Here is a 15,411-nt window from a genome sequence, read left to right on the forward strand (position 1 = left end):
CGGGTGAGGTTTTCCATCGCGATCCCGCAGTTCGACTACGACGGCTTCGACGGCGCCGGGTTGCGCGCATTTCTCGCGCGCGCCGAGGAGCTCCGGTTCGAGGGCGGCTGGCTGCTCGAGCAAATCATCGGGCCCGCACCGCTGCTGGCGCCGCTGGAGCTGCTGGCGTACTGCGCGGCCTGCACCGAGCGGCTGCGCCTGGGCGTCGGGGTCCTGGTCACGTCGTTGCACGATCCGCTGCAGTTGGCCTCGGCCGCCACCGCCGTCGACCGGCTCAGCCACGGGGGCCTTGACATCGGTGTCGCACCCGGGGGCGGCAGGCGGCAATTCGCGGCCTTCGGTGTGGACAAGGACACCTTCATCTCGTATTTCACCGAGGGCCTGGAGCTGATGAAGGCGGCGTGGTCCGACGAGCCGCGGGTGACGTTTCACGGCCGGTTCCGCGACGTCGACGACCTGCCGATCCAGCCCAAGCCGATGCAGCGGCCGCATCCGCCGATCTGGTTCGGGGGCCTCGCACCCAAGGCGCTGGCCCGCGCGGTGCGGCACGGCGACTCGTTCTTGGGCGCCGGGTCGTCGACCACCGAGGCGTTCGCCGAGGCCGTGACCGTCGTGCGCCGCGAACTCGACGAACAGCAGAAGGACCCCGCGAATTTCACCATCGGCAAACGGGTGTACCTGATGGTCGACGACGACGCGACCAAAGCCCGGGAGCGTGTGCTCGCCGGGCTGGACCGCATCTACGGAAAGATGCCCGGTGTGCAGGACGTACCGGTGTCCGGCACACCCGACGACGTGGCGCGCGGGTTGCGTGAGGTCATCGACGCCGGAGCGCAGATGGTGCTGTTGAACCCCGTCGGCACCGATGCCGCCGAAAACCACGAGCAGATGGAACGCCTTGCCGCAGAAGTGATTCCGCAGCTGGATTAGCTAGGACAGTTCGGTCGCCGAACCGCCTGCGGCGGTAATCTTCTCGCGGGCGCTGCCGCTGAACTTGTGCGCGGTCACCTCGACCTTGACCGTCAGCTTGCCGTCGCCGAGGACCTTGACCAGCGAGTTGCGGCGAACCGCACCCTTGGCCACCAGCTCGTCCACGCCGATGGAACCGCCCTGCGGGAAAAGCCGATTCAGGTCGCCGACGTTGACGATCTCGTACTCGGTGCGGAACCGGTTGCGGAAGCCCTTGAGCTTGGGCAGCCGCATGTGGATCGGCATCTGGCCACCCTCGAAGGTCGCCGGCACGTTCTTGCGTGCCTTGGTGCCCTTGGTACCGCGCCCGGCGGTCTTACCCTTCGAGCCCTCACCGCGACCGACCCGGGTGCGGGCGGTCTTCGAGCCGCGTGCCGGCTTGAGGTCGTGCAGCTTGATCGTCATTTGGTCTCCTCCACCTCAACCAGGTGGCTCACCGCCGCGATCAGTCCGCGGGTCTGTGGATTGTCCTCGCGAACCACCGACTGGCGAATCTTCCGCAGACCCAGGGTGCGCAGGGACTCGCGCTGCTTCCAGCGGGCCCCGATGGTGCTGCGCACCTGGGTGATCTTCAGTTGACTACTCATGGTTGTGCCGTTGCCTCTCGTGCCGCCGCACTGGCCATCGCGTCACTTTCGCGGCGCGCCTTGAGCATTCCGGCCGGCGCAACGTCCTCGATGGGCAGGCCGCGGCGAGCGGCCACCTCCTCGGGGCGCTGCAGCAGCTTGAGCGCGGCGACGGTCGCGTGCACCACGTTGATCGCGTTGTCGCTACCCAGCGACTTGGCCAGGATGTCGTGCACGCCGGCGCATTCCAGCACCGCACGGGCGGCGCCACCGGCGATCACACCGGTACCGGGGCTGGCCGGGCGCAGCAGCACCACGCCGGCGGCCGCCTCACCCTGCACCGGATGCGTGATGGTCCCGCGGATCAGCGGCACCCGGAAGAAGCCCTTGCGGGCCTCCTCGACGCCCTTGGCGATGGCCGCGGGAACTTCCTTGGCCTTGCCGTAGCCGACACCGACCATGCCGTTGCCGTCGCCGACGATCACCAACGCGGTGAAGCTGAATCGCCGACCACCCTTGACCACCTTGGAGACACGGTTGATCGCGACAACCCGCTCCAGGTAGTTGCTCTTGTCGCCGTCGCGGTCGCGGCCTCCACGACCGCCGTCGCCACGACGACCGCGGCTGTCGCGGTCACCGCGCGAGTCACGGCTGTCGCCGGCGCCTTGTCCGCCGGTCGGCTGCTCCGCCATTATGCGGTCCTTCCAGTCGTGTTCAAGCTCTTGTCCATCAGAATTGCAATCCGTTCTCGCGAGCGGCATCGGCCAGCGCCGCGATCCGTCCGCCGTAGGTGTATCCGCCACGGTCGAAGACCACGCTGTCGATGCCGGCGGCCTTGGCGCGCTCGGCGATCAGCTGGCCCACCCGCACGCTGCGGGCTTTCTTGTCGCCCTGCAGGCTGCGCACGTCGTCCTCGATGGACGACGCGGCGGCCACCGTGGTCCCGTTCTCGTCGTTGACCAGCTGCACGTGAATGTGTCGCGAGGACCGGTTGATCACCAGCCGCGGACGCTCCGGGCTGCCGGCGATCTTCTTGCGCAGACGTGCGTGCCTACGCAGCCGAGAGACGCGCCGAGTCGCGGAAACGCTCTGCCCCAACGGCTTTCGCGTGGCGGTGTCAGCTTTTGTTTGCGCCATGATTACTTACCTGTCTTTCCGACCTTGCGGCGGATCTGCTCACCCTCGTAGCGCACGCCCTTGCCCTTGTACGGGTCGGGGCGGCGCAGGCGGCGGATGTTCGCCGAGATCTGGCCGACCTTCTGCTTGTCGATCCCGGTGATGGTGAACTTCGTCGGCGACTGGACGGCGAACGTGATGCCGTCCGGAGCCTCGATCACCACGGGGTGGCTGTAGCCCAGCGCGAACTCGAGGTTGGCGCCCTTGAGCTGCACCCGGTAACCGACGCCGAAGATCTCCATCTTGGTGGTGTAGCCCTGCGTCACGCCGGTGACCAGGTTGGACACCAGGGTGCGCGACAGTCCGTGCAACGAGCGGTTGCGCCGCTCGTCGTTCGGACGGGCCACCACGATCGCGCCATCGTCGTTGCGCGACACGGTGATCGGCTCGGCCACCGTCAGATCCAGGACGCCCTTGGGCCCCTTCACCGACACCTTCTGACCATCGATCGTCACGTCGACTCCAGACGGGACCGGAACCGGCTGCTTACCAATGCGAGACATAGTCTTTCGTTACCTCCCCGCCCTTACCAGACGTACGCGAGGACTTCGCCGCCCACGCCCTGTCGGGCTGCCTGGCGGTCGGTCAAAAGGCCCGAGGAGGTGGAGATGATCGCCACACCCAGGCCACCGAGCACGCGCGGCAGATTGGTGGATTTCGCGTACACCCGCAGACCGGGCTTGGACACGCGGCGCAGGCCGGCGATGCTTCGCTCCCGGCTCGGCCCGTACTTGAGCTGAACGATCAGCGACTTGCCGACCCGAGCATCCTCGGTCCGGTAGTCGGTGATGTAGCCCTCGCTCTTGAGGATCTGGGCGATGTTTGCCTTCAGCTTCGAGTGCGGCAACATCACCTCGTCGTGATACGCCGAATTGGCGTTGCGCAGACGTGTCAAGAAGTCTGCGATCGGGTCCGTCATCGTCATGACAGCGTTGGTACCTTCCTCGCGGTGGTTCCCGGTCCGGGCCTGTCGCGCACCTTTTTTGGGTTGGTCTTGGGGGTTCGGGCTGTTACCAGCTGCTCTTCTGCACGCCGGGCAGTTCGCCCGCGTGCGCCATCTCGCGCAGGCAGATCCGGCAGAGGCCGAATTTGCGGAAGACCGCGCGCGGGCGGCCGCACCTGTTGCAACGGGTGTAGCCGCGCACCGCGAACTTCGGCTTGCGTGCGGCCTTGTTGACCAGTGCCTTCTTTGCCATCTACTCAGTTCTCCTTGAACGGAAAGCCGAGGGCCCGCAACAGCGCTCGTCCTTCGTCGTCATTCGTCGCCGAGGTGACGACGTTGATGTCCATGCCGCGGACCCGGTCGATCTTGTCCACGTCGATCTCGTGGAACACCGACTGCTCGGCGAGACCGAAGGTGTAGTTGCCGACACCGTCGAACTGCTTGGGCGAAAGCCCGCGGAAGTCGCGGATACGGGGCAGCGCGATCGAGGTGAGCCGGTCCAGGAACTCCCACATCCGGTCGCCGCGCAGGGTGACCCGCGCACCGATCGGCATGCCCTCACGCAGCTTGAACTGCGCGATGGACTTGCGCGCGCGACGGATCTCGGGGCGCTGCCCGGTGATCAGGCCCAGGTCGTTGACCGCGCCGTTGATCAGTTTCGCGTCCCGCGCCGCATCGCCGACACCCATGTTGACGACGACCTTGGTCACCGTCGGGATCTGCATGACGTTGGCGTAGCCGAACTGCTGCTGCAGCGAATCGCGAATCTCGCTGCGGTAGCGCTCTTTCAGGCGCGGCTGAACTTTTTCTGCAGTACTCATCAGATGTCCTTGCCGTTGCGCTTGGAGATACGAACCCGCTTGCCGGTCTCCTCGTCGACTCGGTAACCGACCCGGGTGGGCTTACCGTCCGAGTCGACCACCATCACGTTGGAGATGTGAATCGGCGCTTCTTGGGTGACGATGCCGCCCGACTGCGCGCCGCGCTGGTTGGTCGAAACCGCGGTGTGCTTCTTGATCGCGTTGACGCCCTCGACGAGCACCCGGTCGCGGTCCGGGTAGACCTTCAGCACCTTGCCTTTGGCGCCCTTGTCCTTACCGGCGATCACCAGGACGGTGTCGTCCTTCTTGACCTTCATTTACAAAACCTCCGGGGCCAGCGAGATGATCTTCATGAACCGCTTCTCGCGCAGTTCGCGGCCCACCGGCCCGAAGATGCGCGTCCCGCGCGGGTCGTTGTCGGGCTTGATGATCACCGCGGCGTTCTCGTCGAACTTGATGTAGCTGCCGTCGGGACGGCGGCGCTCCTTGACCGTGCGCACCACGACCGCCTTGACGACATCCCCACGCTTGACGTTGCCGCCGGGGATGGCGTCCTTGACGGTGGCGACGATGACATCACCGATGCCGGCGTAGCGTCGCGACGAACCGCCGAGCACACGGATGCACAAGATCTCCTTGGCGCCGGTGTTGTCGGCGACCTTCAGTCGCGATTCCTGCTGAATCACTCGATCTCCTGACCTGGGTTGCGTGTGCACGGCAGGAGAACCCACCGGAGTGGGCATTCGGCGGGCATGACCCACCAAAAACCTGACGTGCGCGGTCTTTGTCACCGAAGGGCACGCGGGGCCGATTCGCACCGGCCGAGGTCTGCCCAAGGCAACCCCTAGAGTCTAGGGGACGACCAGCTCAGAGCCAAATTCTGCGCGAAGGCGATCGCGATGGGGCACGTCGTCGTCAGATGATGGCGTCGAATCGACATAAAACACGTCAGCGGAGCCCTCTTGAACTGCGCAAACGTCTGCTGCCCCGCTCGCTGAGAACTAGACTTCCGCAATGTTCTCGGAGACGCGTTATGCAATGAACGGGAACTTGCGCGTCGCCTATCGGGCGTCGGCTGAAGGTGAGCGCGACATCGTGGTCGTGCCGAACTGGTTCACGAACTGTGAAGTATTTCCGGAGCTGCCGTCGACTCGGGGGTGGTTCGAGGCGATGGCTTCGCTCGGGCGGCTCATCCTCTTCGACCAACCGGGCACCGGTGCGTCCGATCCCGTCGAGCCGGGCGCACTGCCGACCTTGGAGCAATGGGCCGACAGCATCACTGCGGTGCTCGACGCTCTCGCGATCCCTGAAGCAGCGCTGGTCACGTACGCCGGCGCAAACTCGACGGCGGCGCTGTTCGCGGCCACGCATCCATCTCGCACAACCGCGCTTGTCTTGGTCGAGAGCACGGCTGACGCGTCAGACCGCACGGATGCGATGCAGGAACTCGGCGACGCGGCCCCGGCCCTGTGGGGAACCGGCGAAGTGGAACGCATGCTCAATCCGGACATGCCGTGGAACGAGGAGATCCGGGCCGCGTGGGCGCTGCACGAGCGCCTGGCGGCGAGCCCGCGGACGGTTGAACTCATGTTGCCGCTCATCTCCGAGGCGAGCGCGCAGGCAATTCTTCCGACCGTCCGCGTGCCTACCCTGGTCGTCCATTACCGCGACGATCCGCTCCTTCCGCCGGAGAAGGGCAAGGAAGTCGCCGATCTCATAGAGGGCGCGAGATTCGTTGAGCTGCCAGGGCGCAACTTTTACCACGTCGTCGAACCGTGGCGGGAGTCCTTCCAGGAGATCGCCAAGTTCCTCACCGGCGAGCAGGCTGAGGTGGCCGATGACCGGGTTCTGGCCACCGTGTTGTTCACCGACATCGTGAACTCGACTCGACGAGCCGCGGCGATCGGCGACCGCGACTGGCGCGCGCTGCTCGATGCGCACGACGCCGTCGTGCGCGCGCAGCTCGCTCGCTTCCGCGGCCGCGAGGTGAACACGTCGGGTGACGGGTTCCTTGCGATGTTCGACGGTCCCCAGCGAGCCATCCGCTGCGCCATGGCAATTCGCGACGCGGTACAAGCACTCGGCATCCAGGTGCGCGCCGGCCTGCACACCGGCGAGTGCGAGGTCCGCGGCGATGACATCGGCGGGATCGGCGTGCACATCGGCGCGCGCGTGAGCGCCCTGGCCGGACCGGACGACGTGCTGGTCTCCAGCACGCTGCGCGACCTCGTGATCGGGTCAGGACTTGAGTTCGAGGAGCGTGGCGCTCACCAGCTCAAGGGTGTGCCTGGCGACTGGCATCTTTTCGCCGTCGCCTCGTCGTAAGCCGTTGCCGCGCAGTCAGAATGGCGGTGGCTCGTCGTCGCCGGGGGGTGCGGGACCGACGTAGGCGGCGTCGCGGTCTCGCCGTTTCAGTTGCCGTGCCTCGCGATTGTGCTTGCGCTCGGTGGCGATGCGTGCGGCCCGGTTTTGGGCGCGGGTGCGCGTGCGTCGGGGCATCATCGCGGTCCGTTCGGCACAACGGTCGGGTCTTGGCGGGGCGGGCGCAGGAATGTCTCCCGTCGGGACGCACAGTTGGGGAAACAGCAGTGCGCTGCCCGGGGTGGTGACATAGGTATGTCCGGCAGGCGAGGTCAAGATCAGTGTCCCGTCGGGCAGTTGCTGGTCGCGCCACCCCCAGAAGGTTTTGACCAGATGATGAGTACGGCAGTAGCACTTGAGGTTTGACGCATGCGTCCGGCCGCCGTCGGCATACGGGATCGTGTGGTCGAGATCGCAGTCGGTCGCAGGGCGGTCGCAACCGGGCCACCGGCAGGTCAGATCCCGACACCGCACGAAATCGGCCAGCGCCTTCGAGGGCACGTAGCCATGCTCGGCGGCGGCATCACCGGGATGTACCAGCGGCGAAAGCTTGGCCGCCGCGGCCAACTCGGCGACGAGTTCGGGGGCGATGAGTCCGTCGGCGCCCACCTCTGAAGCCGGTGCGGCACCCACACCGACGAGACTCGTCTGCTCGGCGATCACATGGATCACGACGGGGCTGGCCGCACGCCGTTTCCCCGCGGCGCAATCCGATCGCCCGCACCGGCACCCCAACCGGTCCGCACCGGCAGCCAGCGCGCCCAACGCATCGGCGCGGCGCTGGTCGCGGCTGCGCGGGTCGTGCTGACACACCGTGGCCGCCAACGCCTCTAACCGCTTCTCCAAAGCGTGGGCATCGGGACCAAGCAGGCTGCCGCTGAGCTCGGCCACGCCGTCGTACACTTCGCCGATCCAGACGGCGCGGTCGGACTGGAGTTGCAGCCGTCGCCGGACAGCATCGGCGTCGGCGCGGGCCACAATTTTGTCGACCTGCGCGCCCAGCCGGCCCTGGGTCATCGACGGCCAGCGCACCACATTGACCGCCGCCTGCTCATCAACCCTCGCGAGCACGTCGGGATCGGTGATCAAATCGGTTCGGAACACGATGGTTTGAAACATCCGGTAGTCGATATCCCCGGCCTTGAAGACCTCACCCACCTTCGGCAGACGTTCCCGCATGGCCCGGGCATACCGCAGTCGGCTGGCGGCCAACCCCTGACCGATCCGCAACTGCGCGGCCACTTCCGCGCTCACCGCCGCCTCGGTGTCGACCGCCCACTCCTCACATTCCGAACAGCGCGAAAGCCGGTAAGAAAACAACTCCCCGATCGCAGCCAACTGCTTGGCCGCCGCCCGGTTCTCGACGCGCGAGAACGCACCGATCCGCTCCAACAGCACGGCCGACTCCGAAGTCGCCGACGGATGGTGCCGCTCGAACAGCTCGTCGAACCGGGCGACCACGTCTTCGAACATACGTTCGATCATGCCATTGGGGTCCGACAAGTACGGTCAGTCGCCCTGCCGGATCCAAGCCACGATGTACAAGCTCATGGCCGCCACCAGCGCGATGAGCACCCACTGCACGATCGCCTGATCGATCCACGAACCGGGCGGCGGCGCCCCGGGCAGGATGTTGCGCAGCGGGACGATCGCGAACAGGTTTGCGGCGTACCAGGTGGCGAACGGCGGCAGGAATTTCCTTCTGCCCATCGCCATCGGGATGGCGACCAGCAGGGCCAGGGTGGGCAGGCTGATCAGCACCAGGCAGATCCCGAGGTCGAAAATCAGCGGTCCCTTGGCGCGCTTCAGCGTGATCACCACGTTGCCGTTGTCGGTCGCGCGGGAGGTGGGCAGCGCGCTCGGGTCATGCACCCGGTTGACGCTGATCTCCCAGCCGTCCAGCGCGCCGGTCACCTCGACGCGGGCGGGCACCTTCTTGCGGTTGTCACCTGTCCCGACGAACGCGTCGGCAGCGATCGGCTCGGTCCGGTAGGAGTCAAACGGCCAGTTGCCGGGGTCCCCGTGCGCCTCGATGGTGGTGCTGAGCTGGGCCGGCGCCTTGCCCTTCGGGTACTGCAGATCGCCCAGATCGCTTGTGGGATATAGGCGTACCGCGACGTCGTTGGCCAGCACGTCAAAACGGTTGTCGTACTGGGCAACTCCGGGATAGGCGAGCACCTCGACGGACAGGCGGTTGGCGACGGGCTTCAACTCTTCGAGGCGTAGCTGCACGATCGTGGCGTCGCCGCCGCCCTGGCTCAGGTCCAGTGGGGGCAGCGGCCCCTCCGACCGCTGCAGGAAATGCACACCGAAAAGCGACAGGACATAGACGGTGATCACCGCCGCGAGAATGCACACGCCGATCGCGATCCGCGGAGCCTCGCGCTTCTTCTTCGCGGCCGGCGCCGGAGCCGGCGCGACGGGGGTCGGAGCCTCCGTGGTCATCGGCCGTCGCCGCGAGCAATGGTGGGCCACGCAGACCGCAAGGCTTGCTGGGACCAGGCCGGCACCGCTGACGACATCGGGCTGCGGCGGGGTGACACGTCGTCAGATGTTAGCGAATGACGGAACCTGATGCGCGGCGAAATCCCCTGTCCAGAAACATAACAGGAGCCCGACACCCACCGGACACGCACCGTTAACTTCAGCGGCTGCCACGCCCGGTGCGCAACCCCCCGGCACGGTGCTAAGGATTTGCTACGCCGACGACGAGTCCACCACGCAGCGAAACCCGATGTGTGTCGTCGCGGAGTCTTGCGATTGCGGTGACCGGGCCGCCGGACGGTAGCGGTGGCAATACTCCGGCGCACACAGGTGGCTGCCGCCCTTCAACGTCTGATTGACGGACGGATCGGCCGGACCCGACGGGGTGCAGCACGACTTGGGCGGCTCCTCGAGCCGGTGGTGCGCGGCGAACTCGGTGGCCGTCCACTCCCACACATTGCCGATCATGTCGACGAGCCCAAAAGCGTTCGGGCCGAACGTGCCGACGGGCGACGTTCCCACCCAGCCGAGCGCGCCGTCATTGCGGTACGGGAAGCTGCCCTGCCAGGTATTGGCCATCAACCGCCCACCGCTCGTGGCCTCGTCACCCCACGGGTACGTCGTCGTGGACCCGGCCCGGGCCGCGTACTCCCACTCGGCCTCGGTCGGCAGCCGCCGCCCGGCCCAGCGCGCATAGGCCGCCGCGTCCGGATAAGCCACCTGCACCACCGGATGATCGCCGCGGTCCGCGACGTCGCTGTCGGGCCCGAACGGATGACGCCAGCTCGCCCCCGGCACCCACTGCCACCACTGCCGCCAGTCGCGCAGGTCGACCGGCCCGGGTGTCGGCCGGAAAACCATTGCGCCCGGAAACAAATCGTCCGCGTTCGCCCCCGGGTACAGCGCCGGGTCGATCGGCTGCTCGGCCACCGTCACATACCCGGTGGCGTCGACGAATTCGGCGAACTGCGCGTTGGTTACCGGATGGCGTTCCACCGCTATCGGGCCCACCGTCACGGTGTGGATCGGTGCCTCTTCGGGGTAGAAGCTGGTCGACCCCATGCGGAATGACCCGCCCGGAAGGTCGACCAGCTCGCTGCGCACCCCTTCAGGCTATGACGCGGCTCAATCCGTTTGTCGGTACCGGCCGCGGTGAAGCCCCTGCGCCGTTTGCGCCGATCGGACGTGGCCGCCTGCGGGTAGTTGCTCCGAGGGCGCCGGGCGCGGTGGCGAGGGGGCGCTGGATGGGCCATCGGTGAACACCGCCGTGTGGATTCGAGCAACTGGAAGACGGATGCTAGCGAACGCACTCTCGCGCGCGAGAAGTTGAATAAATCCTCACGCTTAGGTGATTTTGGCCGATCCGGCGCGTCATACGCAACGGCCTAGCGAAACGGATATGTTGACTCTGCGGCGGCTGCCCGCCCGGCCGCGCAAACCTTCGGCGGACCGCGGCCGGCGCTCCAGTTCACCCGGATTTGGTTTGCCTGTTAATCCGTAGCGGTAAATGTGCAGGGGTGAAGCGCAATCGTTCGGTCGTCGGCGCCCTGGCGACCGGCGCCATCTTGGTCTCCGCCTGCAGCAACTCCCCCGCGAGCCTGCCCTATACCGCCGGGGCCAAGGTCGACTGCGGCGGCAAGCAGACCCTGGCGGCCAGCGGCTCGACGGCGCAAGCCAACGCGATGACCAAATTCATCGAGGCCTATCGCCGGGCCTGCTCGTCGCAGACCCTCAACTACACCGCCAACGGGTCCGGCAACGGCATCAACGACTTTCTCGCCGGCAAAACCGATTTCGCCGGATCGGACACACCGCTGGCGGGAGACCAATACGCCGCCGCCATGCGGCGGTGCGGCGGCGCCGACGCGTGGAACCTGCCGGTGGTGTTCGGCCCGCTGGCCATCACCTACAACCTCGCCACCGTCGACTCCCTGGTGCTCGACGCGCCCACGCTGGCCAAGATCTTCAACGGCACCGTCACGCGCTGGGACGACCCGGCCCTGACGTCGCTCAATGCCTCCATGCCGGCCGAGGACATTCACGTCATCTACCGCAGCGACGGGTCGGGCACCACCGACAATTTCCAGGCCTATCTGCAGTCCGCATCCGGCGGCGCCTGGGGCAAGGGTGCGGGCAAGACCTTCAACGGCGGCGTGGGTACCGGCGCCGTGGGCAACGCCGGCATCGCCGCCGCCGTGAAGGGCACCGAGGGGGCGATCGGCTACAACGAACTCTCGTTCGCGCTCCAGCAGGGCCTGTTCGCCGCCGAGATCAAGACGCCGGCCAGCCGCAGGTCGTTGCGCCCGGTCCGGATCGGCACCGACACGGTCGGCAAAACCATCAAGGGCGCCAAGATCACCGGCGCGGGAAACGATCTGGTACTGGACCTGTCGTCGTTCTACAACCCCGCCCAGCCCGACGTCTATCCGATTGTGTTGGCCACCTACGAGATCGTCTGCTCGAAGTACCCGACCTACGATGTGGCCAAGGCGGTCAAGGCTTTTCTGCAGGCGGCCATTGGCCCCGGCCAGATCGAACTGGCCAGAAGCGGTTACATTCCGTTGTCGGCCGACTTCCAGGCGCGCGTCTCCAGCGCGGTCGACGCGATCAGCTCCGCGGACGCGCCGAAACCCGAATGAGCGAATTCAGGTCTTGGTGGGTGTTTTTCGGTCGCGCTGTCGCCACCAGCCGACCAGGAACAGCGTCAGCGCGGAGACCAGCCCGATCAACACCCACAGCACGATGGCCTGATCGACCCACGCGCCGTACGGTGGGCTGCCCGGCAGGATGTTACGCAGCGGGACAATCGCGAAAAGCATTGCGCCGTACCACGTGGTGAGCGGCGGCAGGAACGACGTCCTGCCCAGCGCCACGGGAATGGCGACCCAGAGCGCCAGGACGGGCAGCGAGATCAAAACCAGACAGATGCCGACGTCGAAGATCAGTTGCCCCTTGGCCCGGTGCAACGTAATCACCAAGTCGTCCTTGAGATCTGGGTTGTTGTCCTCGGCGTCGTGGACACGGGTGACGGTGGCATCCCACCCGTCCAGCCCGCCGGTGGCTTCGACGCGGGCGGCCGTCTTCTCCTTGTTGGCACCGGAGCCGGTGAACACGTCGGCCGAGATGACCCCGGTTCGGTACGAATCGAACGGCCAGTTCGCGGGGTCGCCGTGCGCCTCGATGGTCGTGGTCACCTGTGCGGGCGCCTTGCCGACCGGGTACTGCAGGTCACCCAGATCGTTGTCGGGATACAAGCGCACCGCCGCGTCGGTGGTCAGCACGCCGAAGTTCTTGTCGTACAACGTGTCTTTGGGGTAGACGAGCACATTGACCGTCAACCGGTTCGCGACGGTGTCCAGTTTCTCCAGCCGCACCTGTACGACGCTGTCTTCGGCCTCCACCTTGCTCAGGTCCACCGCAGGCAGCGGGGGCGCCGATTTGGCCAGCAGGTGCACGGCGATCAGCGACAGCATGTAGATAACGATGAGGGAGACGACGATCCCGAACGCGATCGCGATTTGCCGTCCTCGTGCGCCGACCGGTGCCGGCCGCGCCGGAGGCCCGGCGGTCATTGGGGCATCATGCCGCGTGATGCTAGCAGCGCGGACCCGACATTTCAGCGGATAACGGCGACGGCTTCCGGCCCCACCCGTTTGCTGAGCCGGCGTCGGCGGCGGCGCTGTTGACCCCCCGGCGGATCAGTCCCGCGAAAACGCAAGCGCGATCTCGGTTTCCACATCCACGTAGGGCCGGCCGGACAGGTCGACGGTGACCTGGGTGATGGTGCCGCCGGTGAACGTGAAGGGCGCCTTATAGCGGCTGGACACCCCCGATCCGCCGTTGCGCCCGACCGTGATACCCGCCCCGGCAAGCCCGAAGGTGCCTGGGTGGGTGGTCACCCCGGCCAGCGTGGCGACGACCTTGTCGTCGATGAACAGCGTGACGTCGCCCAGCGGCGTGTGGCTGTTCTCGACCGTTCCGGTGCGTGAATAGCTGGCGCCGAACAGATGCCTGCCCAGGGGCATGGCGTCGGACGAGGACACCTCCTGCTGGCGCTCGCCGAGGAAGTTGTACACGTAATGCAGCCGTCCGTCCTGAATGAACAGCACGTGCCCGCCGTGCGCGCCGCCCTGCTTGAACAGCACCCCCTCGGCGCCGGTGGTGTCCACAGTCACGTCGGCCAGCACCGAGAACGACCGGCCGCGGAGTTCAGCTGCGGCACCGATGCCGACATCGGCGCAGTCGGGATAGTAGATGTAGCTGTTCCGGTCGCTGACCAGATACGGCCGCGACCGCCCCAGCGTCTCCAGGATGTTCAGATCCGATAGGGGCAGCCCGTTGTATTTGGCCGCCTCCGAGAACCACAGCGCCTTGAGTTCTTCGAGTTTGTCCGGGTTTTCGGCCGCCAGGTCGTGGCACTGGCTGCGGTCGGCCTCGATGTGGAACAGTTCCCAGCGGTCGGCGTCGAAGTGCGACCAGCCGGCCGGTGTCGCGGCGTGCACGGTGTTGGCGAACCAGCCCTGATGCCAGATCCCGCGGGTGCCCAGCATGGTGTAGAACTGGGTGCTCTTGCCGGTGTCGGCGCCCGAATCGGCAAGGGCTGCTTTGAAACTCACCCCGTCGAGCGGCTTCTGGGCGATGCCCTTGACCGTTTCCGGCGGCGTCATGTCCAGCAGGTCGTAGACGGTCGGGGTGATGTCGCAGACGTTGACGTAGTTGTCGCGGACTTCGCCGTGTGCGGCAATTCCGTTGGGCCACGAAATGATTGCCGTGTCGGCGATGCCACCCTCATGCGACGCGTAGCGCTTGTACAGCTTGTAGGGCGTGTTGAACGCCATCGCCCATCCGATCGGGTAATGGTTGTAGGTCTCCGGGCCGCCGAGGTGTTCGAACAGCTTCATGCTTTCTTCGACGGTGTCGATGTAGCCGTTGAAGAACTTGCCCTCGTTGACCGAGCCGTTCGGGCCACCCTCACCGCTGGCGCCGTTGTCGGAGATGACCACGATGATGGTGTTGTCCAGCTGACCCGATTCCTCGAGGTAGTCCAGGATCCGGCCGATCTGGGCGTCGGTGTAGCTCAGGAATCCGGCGAACACCTCGGCCATGCGGGAGAACAGCCTCTTCTCCTCGTCGTTCAGCGAGTCCCAGGGTCGCACCGTGTCCTGCAGCGGCCACGGTTCGCCGCCCGGCCCCTTCACGTCGAGATACGGGTTGACCGGTGATAATTCAGTGTCGGGCGGCACGATCCCCAGCGACTTCTGCCGCTCCAGCACCACCTCGCGGTAGCGCTCATAGCCCATGTCGAACTTGCCGGCGTAGCGGTCCGCCCATTCCTTGAAAACGTGATGCGGCGCGTGCCCGGCGCCCGGGCACACGTAGGAGAACCAAGGCTTCTCGGGCGCAATCACTTTGGCGTCGCGGATGAATTCGATCGTCTTGTCGGCGATGTCCTTGGAGAGGTGGTAGCCGTCCTCCGGGGCGCCCGGCGGAGTGACCGGGTGGTTGTCGTACACCAGGTCCGGATACCACTGGTCGGTCTCCCCGCCCAGGAACCCGTAGAACCGCTCGAAGCCGCGCGAGGTCGGCCAGTGCCGCTTCGTGGAGGCGAGGTTCGATTCCTCGAGGGGTGTCAGGTGCCACTTGCCCACGCAGTAGGTGTTGTAACCGCGTTCGGCGAGAGCCTCGGAGAGCAGGCCGGTTTCGAACGGGATGCGGCCATTGGAATTGGGGAAGCCCTCGGTGAACTCTTCGATCATGGCCATGCCGACGGTGGTGGCGTTGCGGCCGGTCAGCAGTGCTGCCCTGGTCGGTGAGCACAGTGCCGTGGTGTGAAACTGCGAAAGCCGGACACCGCGCTCGGCGATGCGCGTCATCGCCGGCATCTCGACCAGGCCACCGAAGCAGTCCCAGGTCGCGATGCCCGTGTCGTCCCACACCAGGTACAGCACGTTGGGTGCGTTGGGCGGCGCGGTCGGTGCGGCGTAGGGCCCCCAATCCGGTTCGGAATCCCGGATGTCGAGCTCGATCTTCCCGTTGAACTGCCCCGACCCAGCCACCATCGTCAGCCTCACTCTCGTAGCGGACTTGCCGA

Annotated in this window: 18 protein-coding genes; 3 read left to right on the plus strand and 15 right to left on the minus strand. The window is 66.4% G+C overall.

From position 1 onward, the window contains the following. Window positions 1-3 precede the first annotated feature (3 nt). On the plus strand, window positions 4-930 hold the full coding sequence (locus MTY59_RS03355) for an LLM class flavin-dependent oxidoreductase (protein ID WP_221044420.1): 927 nt from the start codon (window positions 4-6) through the stop codon (window positions 928-930). On the opposite strand, the gene rplO is transcribed toward MTY59_RS03355, so the two are convergent. The 10 genes from rplO to rplN all read right to left on the minus strand — a co-directional run bounded on the left by rplO (window position 931) and on the right by rplN (window position 5,161). Further along, entirely contained in the window at window positions 931-1,374 is a 444-nt protein-coding gene (gene rplO, locus MTY59_RS03360) for a 50S ribosomal protein L15 (RefSeq protein ID WP_064950241.1), read from the minus strand. It lies immediately after the preceding gene. After that, a complete protein-coding gene (rpmD, locus tag MTY59_RS03365; protein ID WP_221044421.1) occupies window positions 1,371-1,556 on the minus strand; it encodes a 50S ribosomal protein L30 in 186 nt (61 codons plus the stop codon). Before rpmD ends, rplO begins: the two co-directional genes overlap by 4 nt. Next, window positions 1,553-2,227, minus strand: coding sequence for a 30S ribosomal protein S5 (gene rpsE, locus MTY59_RS03370; RefSeq protein ID WP_221044422.1), 675 nt, complete (start codon window positions 2,225-2,227; stop codon window positions 1,553-1,555). The genes rpmD and rpsE overlap by 4 nt, the downstream gene beginning before the upstream one ends. 37 nt (window positions 2,228-2,264) lie before the next feature. Beyond that, on the minus strand, window positions 2,265-2,633 hold the full coding sequence (rplR, locus tag MTY59_RS03375) for a 50S ribosomal protein L18 (RefSeq protein WP_221046242.1): 369 nt from the start codon (window positions 2,631-2,633) through the stop codon (window positions 2,265-2,267). Window positions 2,634-2,674: 41 nt separating this feature from the next. Then, window positions 2,675-3,214 (minus strand): 50S ribosomal protein L6, encoded by a 540-nt coding sequence (rplF, locus tag MTY59_RS03380; RefSeq protein WP_221044423.1) that lies wholly within the window; start codon window positions 3,212-3,214, stop codon window positions 2,675-2,677. A 23-nt stretch (window positions 3,215-3,237) separates the two neighbouring features. Further along, window positions 3,238-3,636: a 30S ribosomal protein S8 gene (gene rpsH, locus MTY59_RS03385; protein WP_221044424.1), complete on the minus strand. Its 399-nt coding sequence runs from the start codon at window positions 3,634-3,636 to the stop codon at window positions 3,238-3,240. Window positions 3,637-3,721: 85 nt separating this feature from the next. Continuing rightward, window positions 3,722-3,907 (minus strand): type Z 30S ribosomal protein S14, encoded by a 186-nt coding sequence (locus MTY59_RS03390; RefSeq protein ID WP_007167851.1) that lies wholly within the window; start codon window positions 3,905-3,907, stop codon window positions 3,722-3,724. A gap of 4 nt (window positions 3,908-3,911) precedes the next feature. After that, window positions 3,912-4,475, minus strand: a complete 564-nt coding sequence (gene rplE, locus MTY59_RS03395; RefSeq protein ID WP_064950238.1) for a 50S ribosomal protein L5 — start codon at window positions 4,473-4,475, stop codon at window positions 3,912-3,914. After that, entirely contained in the window at window positions 4,475-4,792 is a 318-nt protein-coding gene (gene rplX / locus MTY59_RS03400; RefSeq protein WP_076106799.1) for a 50S ribosomal protein L24, read from the minus strand. Before rplX ends, rplE begins: the two co-directional genes overlap by 1 nt. Next, the gene (gene rplN / locus MTY59_RS03405; RefSeq protein WP_003403649.1) at window positions 4,793-5,161 is read right to left on the minus strand and encodes a 50S ribosomal protein L14; all 369 of its coding nucleotides are present in this window, start codon (window positions 5,159-5,161) and stop codon (window positions 4,793-4,795) included. A 328-nt stretch (window positions 5,162-5,489) separates the two neighbouring features. Here rplN and MTY59_RS03410 point away from each other — a divergent pair, with 328 nt between their 5' ends. After that, window positions 5,490-6,800: an adenylate/guanylate cyclase domain-containing protein gene (locus MTY59_RS03410; protein ID WP_221044425.1), complete on the plus strand. Its 1,311-nt coding sequence runs from the start codon at window positions 5,490-5,492 to the stop codon at window positions 6,798-6,800. A 15-nt stretch (window positions 6,801-6,815) separates the two neighbouring features. On the opposite strand, the gene MTY59_RS03415 is transcribed toward MTY59_RS03410, so the two are convergent. The 3 genes from MTY59_RS03415 to MTY59_RS03425 form a co-directional block, all read right to left on the minus strand. Further along, window positions 6,816-8,309: an HNH endonuclease signature motif containing protein gene (locus tag MTY59_RS03415; RefSeq protein ID WP_221044426.1), complete on the minus strand. Its 1,494-nt coding sequence runs from the start codon at window positions 8,307-8,309 to the stop codon at window positions 6,816-6,818. A 36-nt stretch (window positions 8,310-8,345) separates the two neighbouring features. Next, window positions 8,346-9,281 (minus strand): DUF4436 domain-containing protein, encoded by a 936-nt coding sequence (locus tag MTY59_RS03420; protein WP_221044427.1) that lies wholly within the window; start codon window positions 9,279-9,281, stop codon window positions 8,346-8,348. A 252-nt stretch (window positions 9,282-9,533) separates the two neighbouring features. Continuing rightward, window positions 9,534-10,424, minus strand: coding sequence for a formylglycine-generating enzyme family protein (locus MTY59_RS03425; RefSeq protein ID WP_221044428.1), 891 nt, complete (start codon window positions 10,422-10,424; stop codon window positions 9,534-9,536). Between the two features lie 413 nt (window positions 10,425-10,837). Here MTY59_RS03425 and pstS point away from each other — a divergent pair, with 413 nt between their 5' ends. Then, window positions 10,838-11,959 carry a phosphate ABC transporter substrate-binding protein PstS gene (gene pstS / locus MTY59_RS03430; RefSeq protein ID WP_221044429.1) on the plus strand — a complete coding sequence of 374 codons (1,122 nt, stop codon included), beginning with the start codon at window positions 10,838-10,840 and terminating at the stop codon, window positions 11,957-11,959. A gap of 6 nt (window positions 11,960-11,965) precedes the next feature. Here pstS and MTY59_RS03435 read toward each other — a convergent pair whose 3' ends face one another. Both MTY59_RS03435 and MTY59_RS03440 read right to left on the minus strand, forming a co-directional pair. Then, on the minus strand, window positions 11,966-12,892 hold the full coding sequence (locus MTY59_RS03435) for a DUF4436 domain-containing protein (protein WP_221044430.1): 927 nt from the start codon (window positions 12,890-12,892) through the stop codon (window positions 11,966-11,968). Between the two features lie 126 nt (window positions 12,893-13,018). Continuing rightward, complete coding sequence (locus tag MTY59_RS03440) at window positions 13,019-15,379, minus strand: arylsulfatase (RefSeq protein ID WP_221044431.1); 2,361 nt, start codon at window positions 15,377-15,379, stop codon at window positions 13,019-13,021. Window positions 15,380-15,411: the final 32 nt, after the last annotated feature.

It is taken from the genome of Mycobacterium senriense (assembly GCF_019668465.1).
Classification (GTDB): Bacteria; Actinomycetota; Actinomycetes; order Mycobacteriales; family Mycobacteriaceae; genus Mycobacterium; species Mycobacterium senriense.

Excerpts from the sequence above, each read along its gene's own strand:
- rplO (WP_064950241.1), bottom strand. The coding sequence starts at position 1,374 with ATGACGATCAAGCTGCACGACCTCAAGCCGGCACGCGGCTCGAAGACC.
- rpmD (WP_221044421.1), bottom strand. The coding sequence starts at position 1,556 with ATGAGTAGTCAACTGAAGATCACCCAGGTGCGCAGCACCATCGGGGCC.
- rpsE (WP_221044422.1), bottom strand. The coding sequence starts at position 2,227 with ATGGCGGAGCAGCCGACCGGCGGACAAGGCGCCGGCGACAGCCGTGAC.
- rplF (WP_221044423.1), bottom strand. The coding sequence starts at position 3,214 with ATGTCTCGCATTGGTAAGCAGCCGGTTCCGGTCCCGTCTGGAGTCGAC.
- rpsH (WP_221044424.1), bottom strand. The coding sequence starts at position 3,636 with ATGACGATGACGGACCCGATCGCAGACTTCTTGACACGTCTGCGCAAC.
- MTY59_RS03390 (WP_007167851.1), bottom strand. The coding sequence starts at position 3,907 with ATGGCAAAGAAGGCACTGGTCAACAAGGCCGCACGCAAGCCGAAGTTC.
- rplE (WP_064950238.1), bottom strand. The coding sequence starts at position 4,475 with ATGAGTACTGCAGAAAAAGTTCAGCCGCGCCTGAAAGAGCGCTACCGC.
- rplX (WP_076106799.1), bottom strand. The coding sequence starts at position 4,792 with ATGAAGGTCAAGAAGGACGACACCGTCCTGGTGATCGCCGGTAAGGAC.
- MTY59_RS03410 (WP_221044425.1), top strand. The coding sequence starts at position 5,490 with ATGTTCTCGGAGACGCGTTATGCAATGAACGGGAACTTGCGCGTCGCC.
- MTY59_RS03415 (WP_221044426.1), bottom strand. The coding sequence starts at position 8,309 with ATGTTCGAAGACGTGGTCGCCCGGTTCGACGAGCTGTTCGAGCGGCAC.
- MTY59_RS03420 (WP_221044427.1), bottom strand. The coding sequence starts at position 9,281 with ATGACCACGGAGGCTCCGACCCCCGTCGCGCCGGCTCCGGCGCCGGCC.
- MTY59_RS03435 (WP_221044430.1), bottom strand. The coding sequence starts at position 12,892 with ATGACCGCCGGGCCTCCGGCGCGGCCGGCACCGGTCGGCGCACGAGGA.
- MTY59_RS03440 (WP_221044431.1), bottom strand. The coding sequence starts at position 15,379 with ATGGTGGCTGGGTCGGGGCAGTTCAACGGGAAGATCGAGCTCGACATC.